We start from the raw sequence: 18,566 nt of genomic DNA on the forward strand, positions 1-18,566 counted from the left end.
TCACTTGCCCTTGTCCGGGTCCGTCTCGAAGTTCCGCTGGTCGGACGCCTCCGTGGGCTCGGGCTGCCACTGGGGCGACTGCCCGCCCGGCACGGTGGCCGGGGTCCACCCGGGCGGCGCGCCGTAGTTGGGCGGGCCGGAGGACGGGTGCGTCGGCTGCGGCTGGTACGGGTACCCGTTGCTGCCGTGCGGCGGCGTGGGGACCGGGTCCTGAGCGGGCGGCAGTTCCTGGTCGATGGTGTCCTCGATGGCCGGGGGCCATGGCTCGCCGCGCTCCTTGGCCAGCTCGGCGGGGGTCTTGACCGGCGGGATGTTCGACGGCGTGCGGTTGCCGAAGTCGTTGAACTTCGTGATCCGCGGGCGCTTCTCGACGGTGGCGAAGATCCGCTCCAGGTCCTTCTGGTGCAGGGTCTCCTTCTCGATCAGCTCCAGGGTGAGCGCGTCGAGGACGTCCCGGTAGGTGTTGAGCACCTCGTAGGCCTCGGTGTGCGCGGCCTCGATGAGCTCGCGCACCTCCTCGTCGATCTCGTGCGCGACTTCCAGCGAGTAGTCGGCCTGCCGGCCGGCCGTGCGGCCCAGGAACGGTTCGCCCTGCTCCTGGCCGTACTTGACCGCGCCCAGGCGGGCGGACATGCCGTACTCGGTGACCATCGCGCGGGCGATCTTCGTGGCCTGCTCGATGTCGTTGGACGCGCCCGTGGTCGGCTCGTGGAACACCAGCTCCTCGGCGGAGCGGCCACCCAGCGCGAACACCAGCCGGGCGATCATCTCGGACCTGGTCATCAGGTCCTTGTCCTCCTCGGGCACGGACAGCGTGTGACCGCCGGTCCGGCCGCGGGCGAGGATGGTGACCTTGTAGACCGGGTCGATGTCCGGCATCGCCCACGCGGCCAGGGCGTGCCCGGCCTCGTGGTAGGCGGTGATCTTCTTCTCCTTCTCGGAGATGATCCGGCTCTTGCGGGCCGGACCGCCGATCACGCGGTCCACCGACTCCTCCAGCGCGCCGCCGGTGATGACGGTGCCGTTCTGGCGGGCGGTGAGCAGGGCGGCCTCGTTGATCACGTTGGCCAGGTCGGCGCCGGAGAAGCCCACGGTGCGCTTGGCCAGGCCGTCCAGGTCCACGTCCGGGCCCAACGGCTTGCCCTTGGCGTGCACGCGCAGGATCTGCTTGCGACCCTTCAGGTCCGGCGCGGACACCGGGATCTGCCGGTCGAAGCGGCCCGGGCGCAGCAGCGCCGGGTCCAGGATGTCGGGCCGGTTGGTCGCCGCGATCAGGATGATCCCGCCGCGCGAGTCGAAGCCGTCCATCTCGACCAGCAGCTGGTTGAGGGTCTGCTCGCGCTCGTCGTGGCCACCGCCGAGGCCGGCGCCGCGGTGGCGGCCGACCGCGTCGATCTCGTCGACGAAGATGATGCACGGCGCGTTCTGCTTGGCCTGCTCGAACAGGTCGCGCACGCGGGAGGCGCCGACACCGACGAACATCTCCACGAAGTCCGAGCCGGAGATCGAGTAGAACGGCACCCCGGCCTCACCGGCGACGGCACGCGCGAGCAGCGTCTTGCCGGTGCCGGGCGGGCCGTAGAGCAGGACGCCCTTCGGGATCTTCGCGCCCAGCGCCTGGTAGCGGCCGGGGTTCTGCAGGAAGTCCTTGATCTCCTGGAGCTCCTCGACGGCCTCCTCGGCGCCCGCGACGTCGGCGAACGTCGTCTTGGGCATGTCCTTGGACAGCTGTTTGGCCTTGGACTTGCCGAAGTTCAGGACGCGGTTCCCGCCGCCCTGGGCGTTGTTCATCATCCACATCAGCAGCAGCAACAGCAGGCCCAGCGGGACCAGGTACAGCAGCAGCTGGACGAAGAACGAGTCCTGGCTGACCTTGGTCGCTACGGTCGGCTTGTTGCCGGCCTGGTCGAGGATGGTGAACACCTCGTCCGTGGAGCTGGCCGGGAACTGCGTGATCAGCCGGTCGTGGCCCTCGAAGTTCGCCCCGTCGACCAGGGTCAGGCGGAGGCGCTGCTCCTTGTCCTCGATCGTGGCTTCCTTGACCTTGCCGTCCCGGATTTGCTGGAGTGCTTGGGACGTCTTGACCTCGGTGTAGCCCTTGGTGTCGTCGAAGAGCATGGAGAAGACGTAGTAGAGCAACAACACCGCCACGATCCACAGCAGCGGGTTGCGAAGCAGGCGCTTGCGGTCCATTCACTTACGGCCGGCGGGCGGCCTCGACCCTCCCTGACTTGGTGACGGGCGCGGACGGGCACGACCCGTCCGACCAGCCTACCGCCCTGAGCACGGGCGGAGTGCTCCGCGTGTGGGGCAGTCACGTCTCGCCGGACCAACGGCCGAGGGGCGTCAAGTGTTCCCCGCGGTGACCGCGAACACGGTGCGCAGGTCAAGCGGGTTCACCCGGGCGTGCGAACGATCATGAACTTCGGGGGCTACCGGGCCGTAACACTGACTGGGGGTGTTGCGTTACTAGCAGGTAGCAACCAAGTGAGGGTCATTCGAGTGACGTGGAACACGAGAGTTTGTCACGTGAGCGGCCCGTGTCATCCTCGGCAGTTACTGAGTGTTCAACGCCCACCCGAAAGGGTGAACACCAACCGAAGGTACTAACGGTATGTCAGCTCGCAACGAGCGTTCCCCCAGCCGGGCGCGCCGGATAGCCCTGCCCCTCGGCGCCCTCCTGGGCGTCATCGCGGCGGGTGGTGTCGCGGTCGTCGCCATCAAGGCCACCAGTGGTCCCGAGTGCAAGGGCACCCTGCCGCTGAAGGTCGCCGTGACCCCGGCGGCCGAGGAGGTGGTCCGCGGCGCCGCCGACGACTACCAGGCCGGACAGCCCGTGGTCGAGGGCAAGTGCGTCCAGGTGCAGGTCGAGGCGCGCGGCGCGGCCGACGTGTCCCACGAGCTGCCGACCGCCCAGATCAACCCGCCCGCGCTGTGGATCCCGGACTCGTCCATGTGGGCCGCCGAGACCCAGCGCCAGGCCGGTGACCAGGGCGCCGACGCGCCCCGGCTGGACATCAAGGACTCGCTCGCCTCGTCACCGCTGGTGATCGCGGGCTCCGAGAGGTCGATGACCGATCTGGGTTGGCCGATCACGCCCGTGACCTGGGCGAAGGTCGTCGACCCGCGCGTGCCGGTGTCGCTGAGCGACCCCACCACGTCCACCGAGGGCCTGGCGACGCTCGCCGTCATCCGCGCCCAGCTCGGCAACCCGGACGGCACCCCCAAGCCCGAGCTGATCGGCGCGCTGCTGCGCGTCGGCCGCAACGCGCTGCCGTCCGTGCGCGACGCGTTCGGCAAGGTCGTGCAGGGCGCGGAGAACGCCCCGGTGTTCACCGCCGCCGAGCAGAACGTGCTGTCGGCGAACCGGGCGGCCGGCTCCCGCCGGGTCGTGGCGTCCTACCCCAAGGAGGGCACGGTCACCTTCGACTACCCGGTCGTGCGCGTGAGCCGGGCGGGCGAGCAGGCCGGCACCGCCCAGGCCGCCGAGGGCTTCGAGAAGGCGCTGCGGGGCGGCCGCACGGCCCAGCGCTTCGCCGAGGCGGGCTTCCGCACGCCCGACGGCAAGGCCCCGCAGGGCTGGAGCAACGAGAAGGACGGCGTGCGCGGCGACGACGTGGCCATGCTCAAGACGCCGTCCCCCGACCAGGTCTCCGAGCTGCTGCGGACGTGGGGCGCGGTCAGCCTGGACACCCGGATCCTGGCGGTGCTCGACGTGTCGGGCTCGATGGCCGAGAAGATGCAGGGCAGCGAGCTGACCAGGGTCGAGGCGGCCCGGGATGCTTCGCTGACGGCGCTGGCGATGCTGCCGGACACCTCCGAGATCGGCCTGTGGGCGTTCTCGACCAACCGCAAGCCGAAGGGGTACGTCGAACTGGTGCCCGCCGGTCCGCTCGGCGAACCCCTGGCCGGCAAGACCCGCCGCGAGCAGCTGCAGAAGGGCGCGGGGAGCGTTCCGGCGCTGGTCGGCGGCGGGACGTCGCTGAACGACACGGTGCTGGCGGCGTTCCGGCACGCGCAGCAGACCTTCAACCCGTCGAAGATCAACTCGGTCACGATCATGACGGACGGCAGCAACGACGACATCTCGACGCTCAAGCTGCCGGAACTGATCGAGACGCTGAAGAAGGAAGCCGACCCGGCCCGCCCGGTGCCCATGTTCATGGTGGGGCTGGGGCCGGACGCCGACATGGAGACGCTCAAGCAGATCGCCGCGGCGACCGGCGGCAAGTCCTACCAGGCGCTGAAGCCGGACGACATCAAGACCGTGCTGCTGGACGCCATCTCCCAGCGGCGCTGCCGGCCCAACTGCTAGCTGATGGGAAAGGGGCGCTCCCCGGCCCGGGAGGCGCCCCTTTCGCGTTCTCGGCCGAGCTGGTCAGCTCGAGTACACCTTCGGGTCGAGCGTGCCGATGTACGGCAGGTCCCGGTAGCGCTCGGCGTAGTCCAGCCCGTACCCCACCACGAACTCGTTGGGGATCTCGAAGCCCACGTACTTCACCGGCACGTCGACCTTCACCGCGTCCGGCTTGCGCAGCAGCGAGCACACCTCCAGCGACCGCGGCTTGCGCGAGGCCAGGTTCTTGAGCAGCCACGACAGCGTCAAGCCCGAGTCGATGATGTCCTCGACGATGATCACGTCGCGGTCCGCGATGTCGCGGTCCAGGTCCTTCAGGATGCGCACCACGCCCGACGAGGACGTGGACGACCCGTAGGAGCTGACCGCCATGAACTCCAACTGGACCGGTACCGGCAGCGCTCGCGCCAGGTCGGTCATGAACATCACCGCGCCCTTGAGCACGGTGATCAAGACGAGGTCGGCCCCGCCGTCGGCCGGGTAGTCGGCCGCGACCTTGTTGGCCAGCTCCGTGACCTTGTCACTGATCTCCTGCTCGGTGATGAGCACGGAGGCGATGTCGCCGTCGTACACGGACGAACCCCTTTTTGGTCATGACTGCACTGGTTCGACTCGAAGCCTGCCATGCGCGCGGCGTGCCACAAAGCCGCCGGGCAGCCAAACCCCGCCCTGACCGTGCCACTCCGCGACCAGTGCGTCCACGCGTCGCAGGTGCGAGTCGGACAACTCGGGCACGCCCTCCTCGATCAGCCACAGGCGCAGCACACGCCTGCGCAGCGCGGCCGGGAGGACGGCCAACTCCTTGACGTCGCAACGATCGTCGCAGCAGGTCCGGGCCAGGTCGTCGAGTGCGTCACAGTCCTCGCGCAACTGTGCCGCCGTGCGGGCCAACGCGTCCGCCACACCGCCCTGCAACACGTCCTCCAGCAGCGGCAAGACCTCCGTGCGCAGCCGGACGCGGGTGTAGGAGGGGTCGGCGTTGTGCGGGTCGCTCCACGGGGTCAGCCCGAGAAGAGCACAGGCGGTACGGGTGTCCGCACGCGAGACGCCCAGCAGCGGACGTCCCCACGGCGGGTCCCACGCCCGCATCCCGGCGATGCTGCGCGGCCCGGAGCCCCGGCCCAGGCCCAGCAACACCGTCTCCGCCTGGTCGTCCAGGGTGTGCCCGAGCAGGACCACGCCTCGCTTTGGCCGCAGCGCCGCGTACCTCGCCCGCCGGGCCGCGGCCTCCGGACCACCGGGTCCCTCGACCACGACCGTCCGCACCTCGGCACGCAAGCCCAACCCGGCGCACACGGCGGCAGCGTCGGCGGCGACCTCGGCCGACCCTTCCTGGAGACCGTGGTCCACCACGACCGCCCGCGAGCCGGGTCGCAGCCGCGCGGTCACCGCCGCCAGGGCCAGCGAGTCGGCCCCGCCGGACACCGCCACCGCGACCTCCTCGGGCCGGTGCTCGGCCAGGAACCGCCGCACCGCGACGCGCACCCGGTCGACCGGACCGTTCACGGCGAGACGCGGCGCAGCCAGGCGGCCGGGTCGGTGATCTCGGCGCGGGTGGGCAGGGTGTCCGGCCCGGTCCACACCGCGTTGAAGCCGGACATGCCCACGGCGTCCACGACGTGCCTGGTGAACGCCGCGCCCTCGGCGTACTGGCGGACCTTCGCCTCCACGCCGAGCAGCGTCCGCAGGACCCGGTCGAGCATGCCGCCGCCCTTGCGCCGGGCGGTGAACCGCTCGCGGATGACCCCCACGGACGGCACGACCTCGGGACCCACCGCGTCCATGACGTGGTCGGCGTGCCCTTCGAGCAGCGTGGACAGGGCGATCAGCTTGTCCAGCACCTCCCGCTGCGCCGGGTTCTGCAGCAGGTCCACGAACCCGCCCGCCTCCCGCAGCCGGCGCGGCAGGTCGCGCAGGCGCAGCGCGACCCCGTCGTCCATGGTCGACAGCAGCTTGGTGACCAGTCCGGAGAAGTGCTCGCCGAGCCACGGGACGGCGGTGAACTGGAGCCGGTGCGTGCCCTCGTGCAGGCACACCCACATGCTGAAGTCCGCGCCGTCGACGTCCAGCGCCCGCTGCGCGCCCACGATGTTCGGGGCGACCAGCAGCAGCCTGCCTCCGTCCGAGAACGGGTCGTACTGGCCCAGCACGCGCCCGCTCAGGAACGCGATGACCACGCCCGCCTGCACGCCCGCCGTGCCCGCCAGGACTCCGCTGAACGCGCCGGACTGCCGCGGCAGCGCACCATCGGTCAGGGCGGACAGCCCCTGGACGGCCGCCCGGACCCACCCGGGCCGGTCCACGACCTCGCCCGCCCGCAGCGGCAGCCCGTGCCCCAGCCCGGTCAGCTCCCGGACGTGCACCTCGGCGTCGATGGCCTGCTCGCGCAACCGCCCGACCGCGATGTCCGCTTCCGCTCTGGGCACCACGGGTCCGGGGCGCACGAGCCGGGCGGCGGTCGCGATGGCCAGCTCCCAGTCGACCGGGTCGCTGCCCGCACGGTGGTCCTGCGCTGCGCGGTTCACGCCCCGAACGCTACCTGCGGAACCTGAGGACCTGCTAGGTACAGCCGCAGCCGCGCAAGGCCGTGGCCAAGGCGTCGAGGCCCGGTCGGACCTTCGTCCGGGGGTCCTCGCCGCTGATCGACATGAAGGCGAACACCAACACCCGGCCGTCGTTGTCCACCACCACGCCCGCCAGCGAGTTCACCGAGGTCAGCGTGCCGGTCTTGGCGCGCACCCAGCCCTTGCCGGCCAGCTCCCCGTACCGGCCGGCGAGGGTCCCGCTGCCGCCCGCCACCGGCAGTGCGGTGAGCAGCGGCCGGAGCTTCGCGGTCTTCGGGTCCGACGCGTCGGGCTTCGCGGCCGCGGCGAGGACGTCGGTCAGCAGCCGGGCCGGGACCTTGTCGTTCTTGGACAGGCCGGACGCGTCCACCACCTCGGCCCCGGTCAGGTCGAAGCCGTTCTCGGTGAGCACCGCCCGCACCGCCTGCACCGCGCCCTCGAACGTGGGCGGCAGGCCCTTGGCGATGGCGACCTCGCGGGCCATCGTCTCGGCCAGCACGTTGTCCGAGATCTGCATCAGGTTCTCGACCAGCTGGTCCACCGGGGCGGACTTGACCTCGCCGAGCACCTTCGCCCCGGCCGGCGCGGTGCCGGGGGCGGTGGACGCCGCGCCCACCCGGGACGCGAGGGCCTGCGCGGTGGTGGCGGCGGGCGTTCCGGTGCGCGGGGTGTCGTAGGCGGTCGGGTCCTGGCGACCGCCGTCCAGCATCAGCGGACCGATCGGGGACACGTAACCGCCGGGCACGTCGCCAGGGTCCCAGCCGGGGGCCATGCCGTCGCCCTGGTAGCGGCTCGTGTCGTAGAGGACCTGGGTGACCGGGCCGTTGGCGGTGACCTGGGAGGCGAGGTCGTCCAGGGTGGCCGCGCCGGGGTAGACCGTGCTGCGGTCGGCCGGGAACGAGGACAGCGTCGGGTCGCCGCCGCCGACCAGCACGACCGTGCCGGGCTGGGTGCCCTGGACGACCTTGGTGGACAGCTGGGACGTGTGGTCCAGCGCCAGCAGCGACGCCGCCGCGACCAGGATCTTCACCGTCGAGGCGGGGGTGAGCGGGGTCGTGTCGCCCTGCTTCCACAGCGCCTGGCCGGTGCCCGGGTCGACGACCGTGCCGGTCAGCGTGCCCAGGTCGGGGTTGCCGGCGGGTCCGCGCAGGGCGGCGGCGACGCCGGACGCGCTGGGCACGGGTCCCTCCGTGCCGATCCCTTTGACCGCGAGCGAGACGGGGGCGGGTGGCTGCGGCGCGGCGGTGGTGGGGACGGGGGCGGTGTCGAACCACCCCAGCTGCCACGACGTCACACCACCCGCGACCAGCACGAGCACCGCCACCAACGCCCCGACCAGCGCCAACGGCCGCTTCCGCCGCTCGGGCTCCTCGGCCGTCCCGACCCGCTCCGGCTTGGCGTGCTCCTCGGCGGCGGCGGGTTCGGGCTTGTCCTTGGCAGGCGAGTCGTCGTCGTCCGCGGCGGCTTCCCACCGGGACCAGGCGGCGTCGGCGGCAGCTTCACGCGATCGGGTGGCTTCCGGCCCGCGCGGGGGCGTCGCCGGCTGCTCGACCCGGGTCACCGGCCGGCCGTTGCGCGGCTCGCGGGGTGCCTGGTCACCGGCGGGCGGCGGCACCGGCTTGGGCACGATCGCCGTCCGCTCGGACGCGGGCGGCGCGGGCGGCGGCACCGGGATGCGCATGGTCGGCGAGTCCCCCGGTCCCGGCCGCCTGACCTGCACCGTTGGCGGCTCGTGGACCGCTTCGTCATCGTCGACGGTCGGCCACGATGGCTCGTCGGGCACGCAGTCCTCCGGGGTTGATTACGGGCAATGTCACACCCACGCACAGGCACTCGGATGAGGGTTGACGACACCTCGTGGTCCACACTAGTGGCGTAACGAACGTCAAAGACGAGCGAGGACCGCGCAGTGGAGTTCGACGTCACCATCGAGATCCCCAAGGGGGTCCGGAACAAGTACGAGATGGACCACAAGACCGGGCGCATCCGTCTGGACCGCACCCTGTTCACGGCCACTCAGTACCCGGCGGACTACGGCTTCGTCGACGACACTCTCGGTGAGGACGGTGACCCGCTGGACGCGCTCGTGCTCGTCCAGGAGCCGACCTTCCCCGGCTGCCTCATCCGGGCCCGCGCGATCGGCATGTTCCGCATGACCGACGAGAAGGGCGGCGACGACAAGCTGCTCTGCGTGCCCGCCGACGACCCCCGCAGCGAGCACCTGCGCGACATCCACCACCTCTCCGAGTTCTACCGCCTGGAGATCCAGCACTTCTTCGAGGTCTACAAGGACCTGGAGCCGGGCAAGAGCGTGGAGGGCGCGACCTGGGTCGGCCGCACCGAGGCCGAGGCCGAGATCGTGCGCTCCTACCAGCGCCTGAAGGACGCCGTGGCGCGCGGCGAAGAGCACTGACCCCGTAGACGCGAAAGAGCGGGCCACCCCGGCGAAGGGGTGGCCCGCTCTTTTAGGTGCGGGTCAGTGCATCGCGACCGCGGGAGCGGCCTCGTCGTTCACCCGCTCCAGCCCGGACCGGTTGGACAGCGGGACCTCGCGCAGGAACCACACCAGCGCGAACCCGACCACCGTCACCAGGCCGCCGACCAGGAACACCAGGTCGATCGAGCCGGAGAAGCCGTCCAGGAACGGCCGGGCGATCACCGGGTCGAGCGTGTTGAGGAACTCGGTGTTGTTCAGGTCCACGCCCGAACCACCGCCGTTCTTCAGCGCGCCCGCGATCTGCGCGTTCTCCGGCTTGGCCAGCGCCGCCACGAAGGCCGGGTCGCCGAACGCCGAGCGCAGCGCGTTGCCGATCTTGTCGCCCACCGTGCTGAACAGGATGGACAGGAACACCGCCGTGCCGACCGTGCCGCCGATCTGCCGGAAGAACGTGGCCGACGCGGTCGCCACACCCATGTCCCGCGGCTCGGCGTCGTTCTGGATGGCCACCAGCAGGGTCTGCATGCACAGGCCCAGGCCCGCGCCCATGAAGAACATCAGCACCAGCGGCTGCCAGACCGGCGTGTCCGTGCCGATCGTGCTGAACAGGAACAGCGACACCGCCATCAGCCCGAACCCGAGCACCGGGAACACCTTGTACCGGCCGGTCTTCGCGGTGATCCGGCCGCTGGTGCCGGCGGCGGTCATGATGCCGAAGGTCAGCGGCAGCATCATCAGGCCGGCCTCCGTGGCCGAGTAGCCCTTGACGATCTGCAGGTACAGCGGCAGCGACACCATGCCGCCGAACATCCCGATGCCCATCACGAAGTTGACCGTGTTGCCCAGCGAGAACGTCTGCCGCTTGAACAGCCGCAGCGGCAGCAGGGCCTCGTCGCCGGAGCGCTTCTCGGCGAACACGAACCCGATCAGGCCCAGCACGCCGATGACGTACATGGCGATGGCGCGGCCGGAGTCCCAGCCCCACTCACGACCCTGCTCGGCGACGATCAGCAGCGGCACCAGGCCGACGGTGAGCAGCAGCGCGCCCAGGTAGTCGATGCGGTGGTCCACCCGCTTGTGCGGGATGTTGAGCACGCGGGCCACGACGACCAGCGCGACCAGCGCGATCGGCACGTTGATCAGGAACACCCAGCGCCAGCCGGCGGTGCCCAGGAAGGTCTCCAGGCCCGCGAACAGGCCGCCGACGACCGGGCCGGCGACGCTGGAGATGCCGAACACGGCCATGAAGTAGCCCATGTACTTGCTGCGGTCACGCGGCGACGTGATGTCCGCCAGGATCGCCATGGCCAGCGACATCAGACCACCGGCGCCGAGGCCCTGCACCGCGCGGAACGCGGCCAGCTCGTACATCGAGTTCGCGATGCCCGACAGCAGCGAGCCGACCAGGAACAGCGAGATCGCGGTCAGGTACATCGGCTTGCGGCCGTAGATGTCCGACAGCTTGCCGTACAACGGGGTCGAGACGGTGGCCGTGATCAGGTAGGCGGTGGTCGCCCACGCCTGGAGGGTCTGGCCGTTGAGCTCGTCCGCGATGGTCTTCATCGCGGTGGACACGATCATCTGGTCCAGCGCCGCCAGGAACAGGCCGAGCAGCAGACCGGACAGGATGGTCAGGATCTGGCGGTGGCTGAGCAGCGCGGCACCGGGTGGTGTCGCCTCCGCCCGGGTCGTCGTTTCCGACATCAGTTCTTCTCCCCTTCTGAGCGCGGCCCCAGTCCGCCCTCAGCGATGAAATCCGGTAGCGCCTTCTCGTAGTTGCCGACGAAGCGCTCGAAGTAGTCGATGAACGCCGCCAGGTCTCCCTCGGACCAGTCGGCGAGCATGCGGGCGATGGCCTGGTTGCGCTGCGCGCGGCGCTCCTCCAGGAGGCGCTGCCCGGCGTCGGTCACGGCCAGCACGCTGGCCCGGCCGTCGTCGGGGTCCGCCCGGCGCTCGACCCAGCCCTCTTTGACGAGCGTCGCCACCTGTCGGCTGACCGTCGAGGGGTCCGAGAAGACCGCCTCGGCGAGGGCGCTCGACCGGGAGGGTCCCAGCTGGCTGAGGTTGGCGAGCAGCACGAACGACGCCTTGTCCATCCCGGTCTTGCTCAGGTGGGACGCCACGCAGGCGTGCATCTTGTTGAGGCGGACCAGCGCCGTGCCGATGCGTTCGGCCAGGGCGAGCTGCACCTCGTCACTCACCGGGGTCACCATGGGACTCTCCGTTTGCTTGCATCATGCATCTAGTTGCTGGGTACAAGCATGAACCCTGGAGAGCCTCTTGGCAAATGAAATAACCGGTGACTCGCATCTCATGGCTACTGGTCGGTAACATCGCCGCCATGAGCGCTGACTACTCGTTCGTCGCCGACGCGATGAAGCAGGCCGTGCCGTGGGTGAAGACCAGCGGCGTCAGGTTCCCGGAGGTCGCGGGCGACCGGGTGGTGGCCGAGCTGCCCGACGCCGCCGAGACCCACAACCACGTGGGCGGGCCGCACGCGGCGATGATCTTCGGCCTGGGCGAGACCGCGTCCGGCGCCGTCGCCATGGCCGCCTTCGCGCCGCACATGGCCAAGGCGACCCCGCTGGTGGCGCGGTCCGAGATCGCCTACAAGAAGCTGGCGCTGGGCGTGCTGCGGGCGGAGGCCGTGCTGGGCCGGCCCGCCGACGAGGTGGTGGCGGAACTCGACGCGGGCACCCGCCCCGAGTTCCCCGTCAACGTCACCGTGACCAACGCCGAGGGCGTGACGACGGCCGAGATGGTCGTCGTCTGGACCCTCAAGCCCAACCGCTAGTCGGCCTCGACGGCGACGCCCATCGACCGGGCGGTGCCGGCGATGACGCGTTCCGCCGCGTCCAGGTCGGTCGTGTTCAGGTCGGGCAGCTTGCGCTCGGCGATGGCACGCACCTGGGCGCGGGTCAGCGTGCCCGCCTTCTCGTGGCCGGGGCGCTGGGCACCCTTGCCGCCCAGCGCCTTCCGGATCAGGAACGCGGTCGGCGGCGTCTTCAAGCGCAGCTCGAAGGACTTGTCGTCGCGGACGGTCACCACGACCGGCACGACGTCCCCGCGCTGCCCCGCGGTCGCCTCGTCGTACGCGCGCTTGACGCCGACCAGGTTGACGCCGGTCTGCCCCAGCATCTTGCCCAGGTCCATCATCGAGGCGTTGCCGGCCTCCAGGTTCAGCGTGATCTCGTGGGTCTTCTTCGCAGCCATGGCCGGGGACGCTAGGAATTGCCGTAACGGCAGGTTCAAATCGATTTCGGTAGGTTCGCCCGGTGCAGGTGGACCGGTTGGAGATCGCGTACGACCCGCGCACCGTCGAGGAGTCCGCGCGGCGGGCCGCGTCGGAGGGGTGCCGGGGCTTCTGGTTGGCCGAGACCAGCCACGACCCGTTCCTGGGCCTGGCCCGGCTGGGCGGCCTGGACCTGGAGCTGGGCACGGCCATCGCGGTGGCGTTCGCGCGCAACCCGATGAGCACCGCCGTGCAGGCCAACGACCTGCAACTGCTGTCCGGCGGCCGGTTCAACCTCGGCCTGGGCTCACAGGTCGAACCGCACATCACCAAGCGCTTCGGCATGCCCTGGTCACGGCCGGCGGCTCGGATGCGCGAGTTCGTCCAAGCCCTGCGGGCGATCTGGACGTCCTGGGCCACCGGCGAACGGCTCCGCTTCCGCGGCGAGTTCTACACCCACACCCTGATGACGCCGTTCTTCGACCCGGGCCCGAACCCCTTCGGCCCGCCGAGGGTCTGGCTGGCCGGCGTCGGCGAGTTGATGACCGAGGTGGCCGGCGAGGTCGCGGACGGCTTCCTGTGCCACAACTTCACCACCGAACGCTACTTCCGCGAGGTCACCGTCCCCGCCCTGGAACGCGGCCGGTCCCGCTCGACGCTGCCGCCGCTGGAGATCAGCGCCCCCGCCCTGGTCGCCCACGACGACGCCGGCGTGGTCGAGGTCAAACGCCAGATCGCCTTCTACGGCTCCACTCCCGCGTACCGCAAGGTCCTGGACCTGCACGGTTGGGGCGAACTGCACGAGGAACTGCACCGCATGTCCCGCCGAGGCCTGTGGGACGACATGACCGCCTCGATCCCCGACGACGTCATGCACGCCTTCGCGGTCGTCGGCACCCCCGACGAGGTCGACACCGAACTGGCCCGCCGCTACGGCGACCACGCCACGAGGATCCTCACGTCCGCGTGAGCCGGTGGTGGAACACCGCCATCTGCGCCCGAACCCGAGCCACCTGGTGCCGCCGCACCCACCGCCGCCGCCCCACCCGAGCGACCAGCGCGACGAGCGGCAACGCCAACACCGTCAGCACGACCATCCCGACCATCGCCCTCACCTCCACGGTGGCAACGACAGCGTGAACGACGACTGACGCCAACCGTCAAAACGCCACCCCTTTGGAGCAACACACATCTGAAAGGATCCCGCGCACGAAGGCTTGAAGGGGGAAAGCACGGTGCACGAGATCAGACGAAGATCAGCCGCGCTCGGCGTCCTGGTGACGGCGGGACTGGTCGCCACCACGCTCACCGCGCCGACGGCCGCGGCGTTCCCGGAGGACTACATCGTCGTCGACGGGATTCCGAGCACGGTCGTCACCAGTCAGAACGGGGCTCTGGCGTACGTCAGCGTGCCGAGCAAGCACGCGGTCTCGGTCATCGACACGGCCAGCCGGACGGTCGTCGACACCATCCCGGTCGGCATCGACCCGCACGGCATCGCCCTGACCTCGAACGGCCGCACCGCGTACATCACCGACCCGGGAGACTCCTTCGGGGACAAGGGCTCGGCGGCGGTGGTCGACCTGGCGACCAAGCAGGCCACCACGCTTTCGGTGGCCCCGATGAACAACCCCCAAGCGGTCGCCGTCTCGCCGGACGGGACCAAGGCCTACGTCGTCGGCTACGGCTACTCCATGGCGGTGATCGACACCGCGACCAAGACCGTCACGTCGGTCTACACCGGTGCCCGCGGCGCGACCGACGTGAAGGTCACGCCCGACGGCTCCCGCGTCTACATCGCCGACTTCGACGGCGACAGAGTCATCGTGTTCGGGACCGAGGCCAACAGCGTGATCGCCGCCGTGCCGCTGCCGACCCACCCCAACAGACTCGCGATCATGCCGGACGGCCGCCACGTGTACGTCTCCAGCTACGGGAGCGACAAGGTCTACATGATCGCCACGGCCGGCAACTACGTCGGCGCCGCGGTGACCACACCGCACCCGGTGGCCCTGGAACCCGCGCCGAACGGTCGCATGGTCCACGTGCTCAACTACGAAGAGGGGGTCATGACGTCGATCGACGTGGCCACCAACACCGTGCTGGCCACCAGGGAAGCGGCCGAGTTGTACCCGTGGTCGCTGGCCATCGCGCGGTCCGGCACCGAGGCTTACACGCTCCTGCCCGACAACCGCACGGTCGTGGTCCTGGACATCGCCGCCGAGCCGGGCCCCGACCGGGTGGTCGCCGGCGAGACCCTGGCGGCGGGCCAGTCCAAGACCTCACCGGACGGCCGCTACCGGCTGACCATGCAGACCGACGGCAACCTAGTCCTCTACAACGCGAGCGGCGAGGCCCAGTGGCACACCCACACCGACGGCTCCGGCGCCACCCGCGCCGTCCTCCAGTACGACGGCAACTTCGTCGTGTACGGGAACGGCTTCGACGCGAAGTGGCACACCAACACCTGGCGCACCCCAGCCGACCGCTTCGTCGTGCAGAACGACTCGAACCTGGTCCTCTACGGCCCCGAGGGCTTCCCCCACTGGCACCGCTGGTGAAACGCGAAAGGCCCAGGTCAGCAGGTGCTGACCTGGGCCTCATCTCGCGAGCCGCCTGTCGGAATCGAACCGACGACCTGCTCATTACGAGTGAGCCGCTCTGGCCGACTGAGCTAAGGCGGCGAGACGCGACAACTATAGCCCAGGCATGGAGCGTCACCCACCAGGGGGTGCGGTCGTTAGGTCGGGAGTGACGCCGCTCACGCGCGCGTCGCGTCGACGCCGTTGTCGTGGGAGGTACCGCACCGATGCGCCTGATGGCCCTGCCTGCCGCCGCCGTGCTGGTCGCGCTGTGCGCCGCTCCCGCGTTGGCCCAGCCCACGACGACCCCGGTGCCGGGTCCGCGGGACCCGAACCAGCCGCCGGTGTCGGCCGGGCCGCCGGTCACGGCGCACGCCGTCGGGGACGCCGGGACCGGGCTCGCCGTCGTGCGGTTGGCTCCCGAGTCGGTGCCGACGGACACGATCCTGCCCGGGTTCAGCGAGCAGTTGCCCAAGCAGTCGGCGGCGGAGGTCGGGGTCGGGCTGGCCAGCGCCCAGGCCAACAGCGAGGCGTTCCTGACCTACGAAAGGGCCGTCGCGCAGGCCTCGCCGCTCGGGTTCGCCGTGCGGGGGCGCGCGCCGCAGACGCCCGGCACGCTGGTGCAGACCGCGTCCCCGGACAACGCGGCACCGGTCACCGGCGGCCTCACCCCGCCGCAGACCCCGCTGGACGCCCTGCTCAAGGTCGGCCTGCTCAACGGCAGCGCCCACGCCCGCTGGCACGACGAGCTCGGTCCGTGCGTGGCGCCGCTGGCCGACGCCAAGACGTCGGTCGCGAGCCTGTCCGTGCTCAACGCGATCCCGACCCTGCCCGGCTCGACCGACCTGACCGGCATGCTCACCCAGGACACGCCCAAGCTCGACGCGGCGGGCAAGCAGGCCCTGATCGACGGGCTCAAGGGCCTCGGCGCACCGCTGAGCCGGCTCGGCGGACTGCTGTCCGGGTCGCCCGACACCGGCGCGACCGGATCGCTGCTCAGCCTCCCCGACACCTTGAGCGCCCGCTCCACCGTGGAACTGGTGGACCTGCCGGGCAGCGCGAACAAGGCCGTGAAGTCGACGTCCACCCTCCAGGCGGCGAGCGTGCGGCTGCTCGCGGGCACGCCGATGGAGGTCCGCATCGACGTCGTCAGCCAGCCGACCCTGACCGCCCTGTCCACCGGCGACCAGGCGACCTCGCACGTCACCTACACCGCGCCGGTCCTGCGGGTGAGCCAGGGCGGTCGCGAACTCGGGGTGCTCGACGCGGCCAACCCCAAGCTCGACGTGCCGATCGGATTGCCCGCGACCGGTGACCTGCCGGTCGTCGGGGCGTTGGCGGAACGCAAGCTCGACATCGGCGTGCTGCGCCTGCAGATCGCGCAGCTGAACGAGAAGTCGATGGTGCTCGACGGTCCGCTCCAGCAAGGCGGCCCCGTGATCAAGGGGTTCATGCTCGGGGCCACCGCGCGGCTGCTCGACCTCCAGCTGTTGCCGACCGACGCCCTCGGGCTGCCGAACCTGCCGTCGGCGTTGGCACAGGTGTCCCTGGGTGAGCAGATCGTCCGCGCGGCGGCCCCGAACGGCGGGGTGGTGTGCGCGCCCGCCCAGACGCCGCCCGGTGGCGGCGGGCAGGCCGCCCCGCCGGGGGGTCGGGGCGGTCAGCCGCTCGCGTACACCAACGCCGCGTACAAGACGGTCCCGATCTTCTGGACGGGAACTTTCTTGTTGCTGCTGGGCGTTGTGGTGGTGGCCGCCATGCCGCCGGCTCGGACCCGCCTCCGGAACGCCACCCCATCGGGTGACATGTCGAGTTCGGAACCAACCGACGACTCCCGCGTCCCGTGAAGTAGGAGGAACGGGCGCGGGGGACGGCCCAAGCTCACTCCCGCCCCGCGGGCTTCCGGTTGGACCGGGACCCGGGTCGGCCGCAGTGCCAGGGCCAGGCACGGCGGTCCCAGGTTCAGCCGCGGCGGTGCCCCGCTCGGCTGCGGCGGTGCCGGGTTCAGCCACGGCGGTGCCCGGGTCGGCTGCGGCTGTGCCGGGGGTCAGCCACGGCGGTGCCCGGGTCGGCTGCGGCGGTGCCAGGGTCAGCCGCAGCGGTGGCAGGTCGGCTGCGGATGTGCCCCGCTCGGCTGCGGTGCCCGGGTGGACTGCGGCGGTGCCCGAGTCGGCTGCGGTGCCCGGGTCAGCCGCGGTGGAGGGTGGTGAGCATGGCTTCGACGGCGATGCGCGGCTTCACGTTCAGCTCCAGCGCCTCCCGGCACGCCAGGACGGCCTCCAAGCGGCGCAGGGTGGACTCGCGGGACCACGTCCGGGCGGCCTCGCGGGCGTCGTCGGCGCGGTCGGGGTGGTTCAGCACGGCCTGTGCGCCGGTCGCCGTCACCAGGACGTCGCGGTAGAACGCCGCCAGGTCCACCAGGGCCTGGTCCAGCGAGTCGCGCTGGGTCCGGGTCGCCCGGGACTTCTGGCGCTTCTCCAGGTCCTTCAACGCGCCCTTGGCACCCCGGGTCGCCGCGGCCGTGCCCTTGCCGGTGCCGCCCGCGCCCATCGCGGTCTCCAGCGCCTGCCGCTCGGCCTCGTCGCGGGCCTCGTTGGCGGTCAGCGCGTCCGCCTCGGCGGCCTGCACGAGGCTGTCCGCGCAGGTGAAGATGTCCGCCGGCCGCCGCAACGCCAGCGGGATGCGCAGGACGGCGTCCCGGCGCGCCCGCACCGCCTCGTCCGTGGCCAGCCGCCGCGCCCGGCCGACGTGCCCGCCGGACACCGACGCCGCCCACTCCGCGTCCGGAGCGGGCACGCCCTCCGCGCGCAGCGCCTCGGCGATCGCGTCCGGCCGGGGCGTGCCCAACCGCACGATGCGGCACCGCGACCGGATGGTCACCGACACGTCGTCGGGGTGGTCGGACGGCGCGCACAGCAGGAACACGGTCCGGTCCGGCGGCTCCTCCACCGCCTTGAGCAGGGCGTTCGCCGCGCCCTCGGTCAGCCGGTCCGCGTCGGTGATGATCACGACCTGCCACCGCCCGGACGTGGGCCGCCGCGCCGACACCTGCACCAGCGACCGCATCTCGGCCACGGAGATCGACAACCCCTCGGGCGCGACCACCCGGACGTCGGCGTGCGTGCCCGCCAGGGTCGTGTGGCACCCGGAGCACTCGCCGCACCCCGGCCGGTCGTCCACGGTCGTGCACTGCAGGGCGGCGGCGAACGCGCGCGCGGCACCCGAGCGGCCCGAGCCGGGTGGACCGGTGAACAGCCAGGCGTGGGTCATGGCGCCGGGCGCGGGCGTGCCACCGGCGACGATGGTCGCGGCGGCCTCCGCGGCGGCGCTCAGGACGGCGACCGCGTCGGGCTGGCCGACGACCTCGCTCCACACACCCTTCACGGACCGAAAA

Annotated in this window: 16 protein-coding genes and 1 tRNA gene; 6 read left to right on the forward strand and 11 right to left on the reverse strand. The window is 71.4% G+C overall.

From position 1 onward, the window contains the following. A complete protein-coding gene (gene ftsH, locus DFJ66_RS22100; RefSeq protein ID WP_121223560.1) occupies positions 1–2,193 on the reverse strand; it encodes an ATP-dependent zinc metalloprotease FtsH in 2,193 nt (730 codons plus the stop codon). A 421-nt stretch (positions 2,194–2,614) separates the two neighbouring features. Here ftsH and DFJ66_RS22105 point away from each other — a divergent pair, with 421 nt between their 5' ends. Next, positions 2,615–4,315, forward strand: a complete 1,701-nt coding sequence (locus tag DFJ66_RS22105) for a substrate-binding and VWA domain-containing protein (RefSeq protein WP_121223561.1) — start codon at positions 2,615–2,617, stop codon at positions 4,313–4,315. 63 nt (positions 4,316–4,378) lie between these two features. Here DFJ66_RS22105 and hpt read toward each other — a convergent pair whose 3' ends face one another. Genes hpt through dacB form a run of 4 tightly spaced genes read right to left on the reverse strand, consistent with a single transcriptional unit; the run spans position 4,379 to position 8,704 of the window. Continuing rightward, positions 4,379–4,930, reverse strand: a complete 552-nt coding sequence (hpt, locus tag DFJ66_RS22110; protein ID WP_121223562.1) for a hypoxanthine phosphoribosyltransferase — start codon at positions 4,928–4,930, stop codon at positions 4,379–4,381. Positions 4,931–4,948: 18 nt separating this feature from the next. After that, complete coding sequence (gene tilS, locus DFJ66_RS22115) at positions 4,949–5,863, reverse strand: tRNA lysidine(34) synthetase TilS (RefSeq protein ID WP_121223563.1); 915 nt, start codon at positions 5,861–5,863, stop codon at positions 4,949–4,951. Continuing rightward, positions 5,860–6,882: a zinc-dependent metalloprotease gene (locus DFJ66_RS22120; protein ID WP_121223564.1), complete on the reverse strand. Its 1,023-nt coding sequence runs from the start codon at positions 6,880–6,882 to the stop codon at positions 5,860–5,862. Before DFJ66_RS22120 ends, tilS begins: the two co-directional genes overlap by 4 nt. A gap of 34 nt (positions 6,883–6,916) precedes the next feature. Next, a complete protein-coding gene (gene dacB, locus DFJ66_RS22125) occupies positions 6,917–8,704 on the reverse strand; it encodes a D-alanyl-D-alanine carboxypeptidase/D-alanyl-D-alanine endopeptidase (RefSeq protein WP_121223565.1) in 1,788 nt (595 codons plus the stop codon). A 126-nt stretch (positions 8,705–8,830) separates the two neighbouring features. On the opposite strand from dacB, the gene DFJ66_RS22130 reads away from it, so the two are divergent. Then, a complete protein-coding gene (locus DFJ66_RS22130; RefSeq protein WP_121223566.1) occupies positions 8,831–9,334 on the forward strand; it encodes an inorganic diphosphatase in 504 nt (167 codons plus the stop codon). A gap of 63 nt (positions 9,335–9,397) precedes the next feature. On the opposite strand, the gene DFJ66_RS22135 is transcribed toward DFJ66_RS22130, so the two are convergent. Both DFJ66_RS22135 and DFJ66_RS22140 read right to left on the reverse strand, forming a co-directional pair. Continuing rightward, positions 9,398–11,062, reverse strand: a complete 1,665-nt coding sequence (locus DFJ66_RS22135; protein ID WP_121223567.1) for an MDR family MFS transporter — start codon at positions 11,060–11,062, stop codon at positions 9,398–9,400. Beyond that, positions 11,062–11,559, reverse strand: coding sequence for a MarR family winged helix-turn-helix transcriptional regulator (locus DFJ66_RS22140; RefSeq protein ID WP_246029854.1), 498 nt, complete (start codon positions 11,557–11,559; stop codon positions 11,062–11,064). Before DFJ66_RS22140 ends, DFJ66_RS22135 begins: the two co-directional genes overlap by 1 nt. Before the next feature lie 140 nt (positions 11,560–11,699). Between DFJ66_RS22140 and DFJ66_RS22145 the strand changes: the two genes are divergently transcribed. After that, positions 11,700–12,152, forward strand: coding sequence for a DUF4442 domain-containing protein (locus DFJ66_RS22145; protein WP_121223569.1), 453 nt, complete (start codon positions 11,700–11,702; stop codon positions 12,150–12,152). Here the strand turns inward: DFJ66_RS22145 and DFJ66_RS22150 are convergent. After that, entirely contained in the window at positions 12,149–12,571 is a 423-nt protein-coding gene (locus DFJ66_RS22150; protein WP_121223570.1) for an uL11 family ribosomal protein, read from the reverse strand. The two genes, DFJ66_RS22145 and DFJ66_RS22150, sit on opposite strands and share 4 nt — an antisense overlap. 62 nt (positions 12,572–12,633) lie before the next feature. On the opposite strand from DFJ66_RS22150, the gene DFJ66_RS22155 reads away from it, so the two are divergent. Beyond that, positions 12,634–13,560, forward strand: coding sequence for a TIGR03617 family F420-dependent LLM class oxidoreductase (locus tag DFJ66_RS22155; RefSeq protein WP_121223571.1), 927 nt, complete (start codon positions 12,634–12,636; stop codon positions 13,558–13,560). Here the strand turns inward: DFJ66_RS22155 and DFJ66_RS42885 are convergent. After that, positions 13,547–13,696 carry a hypothetical protein gene (locus tag DFJ66_RS42885; protein ID WP_170199583.1) on the reverse strand — a complete coding sequence of 50 codons (150 nt, stop codon included), beginning with the start codon at positions 13,694–13,696 and terminating at the stop codon, positions 13,547–13,549. The two genes, DFJ66_RS22155 and DFJ66_RS42885, sit on opposite strands and share 14 nt — an antisense overlap. Positions 13,697–13,825: 129 nt before the next feature. Here DFJ66_RS42885 and DFJ66_RS22160 point away from each other — a divergent pair, with 129 nt between their 5' ends. Next, complete coding sequence (locus tag DFJ66_RS22160) at positions 13,826–15,151, forward strand: beta-propeller fold lactonase family protein (RefSeq protein ID WP_147459333.1); 1,326 nt, start codon at positions 13,826–13,828, stop codon at positions 15,149–15,151. A gap of 49 nt (positions 15,152–15,200) precedes the next feature. Here DFJ66_RS22160 and DFJ66_RS22165 read toward each other — a convergent pair. After that, positions 15,201–15,274 (reverse strand) — tRNA-Thr (locus tag DFJ66_RS22165). 125 nt (positions 15,275–15,399) lie between these two features. Here DFJ66_RS22165 and DFJ66_RS22170 point away from each other — a divergent pair. Beyond that, positions 15,400–17,019, forward strand: coding sequence for a hypothetical protein (locus tag DFJ66_RS22170; RefSeq protein ID WP_121223573.1), 1,620 nt, complete (start codon positions 15,400–15,402; stop codon positions 17,017–17,019). A gap of 340 nt (positions 17,020–17,359) precedes the next feature. On the opposite strand, the gene DFJ66_RS22175 is transcribed toward DFJ66_RS22170, so the two are convergent. Then, complete coding sequence (locus DFJ66_RS22175) at positions 17,360–18,556, reverse strand: DNA polymerase III subunit delta' (protein WP_121223574.1); 1,197 nt, start codon at positions 18,554–18,556, stop codon at positions 17,360–17,362. Between the last annotated feature and the right edge of the window lie 10 nt (positions 18,557–18,566).

This window comes from Saccharothrix variisporea, assembly GCF_003634995.1.
GTDB classification, from domain to species: domain Bacteria; phylum Actinomycetota; class Actinomycetes; order Mycobacteriales; family Pseudonocardiaceae; genus Actinosynnema; species Actinosynnema variisporeum.

Excerpts from the sequence above, each read along its gene's own strand:
- DFJ66_RS22170 (WP_121223573.1), top strand. The coding sequence starts at position 15,400 with ATGCGCCTGATGGCCCTGCCTGCCGCCGCCGTGCTGGTCGCGCTGTGC.
- DFJ66_RS22135 (WP_121223567.1), bottom strand. The coding sequence starts at position 11,062 with ATGTCGGAAACGACGACCCGGGCGGAGGCGACACCACCCGGTGCCGCG.
- DFJ66_RS42885 (WP_170199583.1), bottom strand. The coding sequence starts at position 13,696 with ATGGTCGGGATGGTCGTGCTGACGGTGTTGGCGTTGCCGCTCGTCGCG.
- ftsH (WP_121223560.1), bottom strand. The coding sequence starts at position 2,193 with ATGGACCGCAAGCGCCTGCTTCGCAACCCGCTGCTGTGGATCGTGGCG.
- DFJ66_RS22105 (WP_121223561.1), top strand. The coding sequence starts at position 2,615 with ATGTCAGCTCGCAACGAGCGTTCCCCCAGCCGGGCGCGCCGGATAGCC.
- DFJ66_RS22145 (WP_121223569.1), top strand. The coding sequence starts at position 11,700 with ATGAGCGCTGACTACTCGTTCGTCGCCGACGCGATGAAGCAGGCCGTG.
- DFJ66_RS22150 (WP_121223570.1), bottom strand. The coding sequence starts at position 12,571 with ATGGCTGCGAAGAAGACCCACGAGATCACGCTGAACCTGGAGGCCGGC.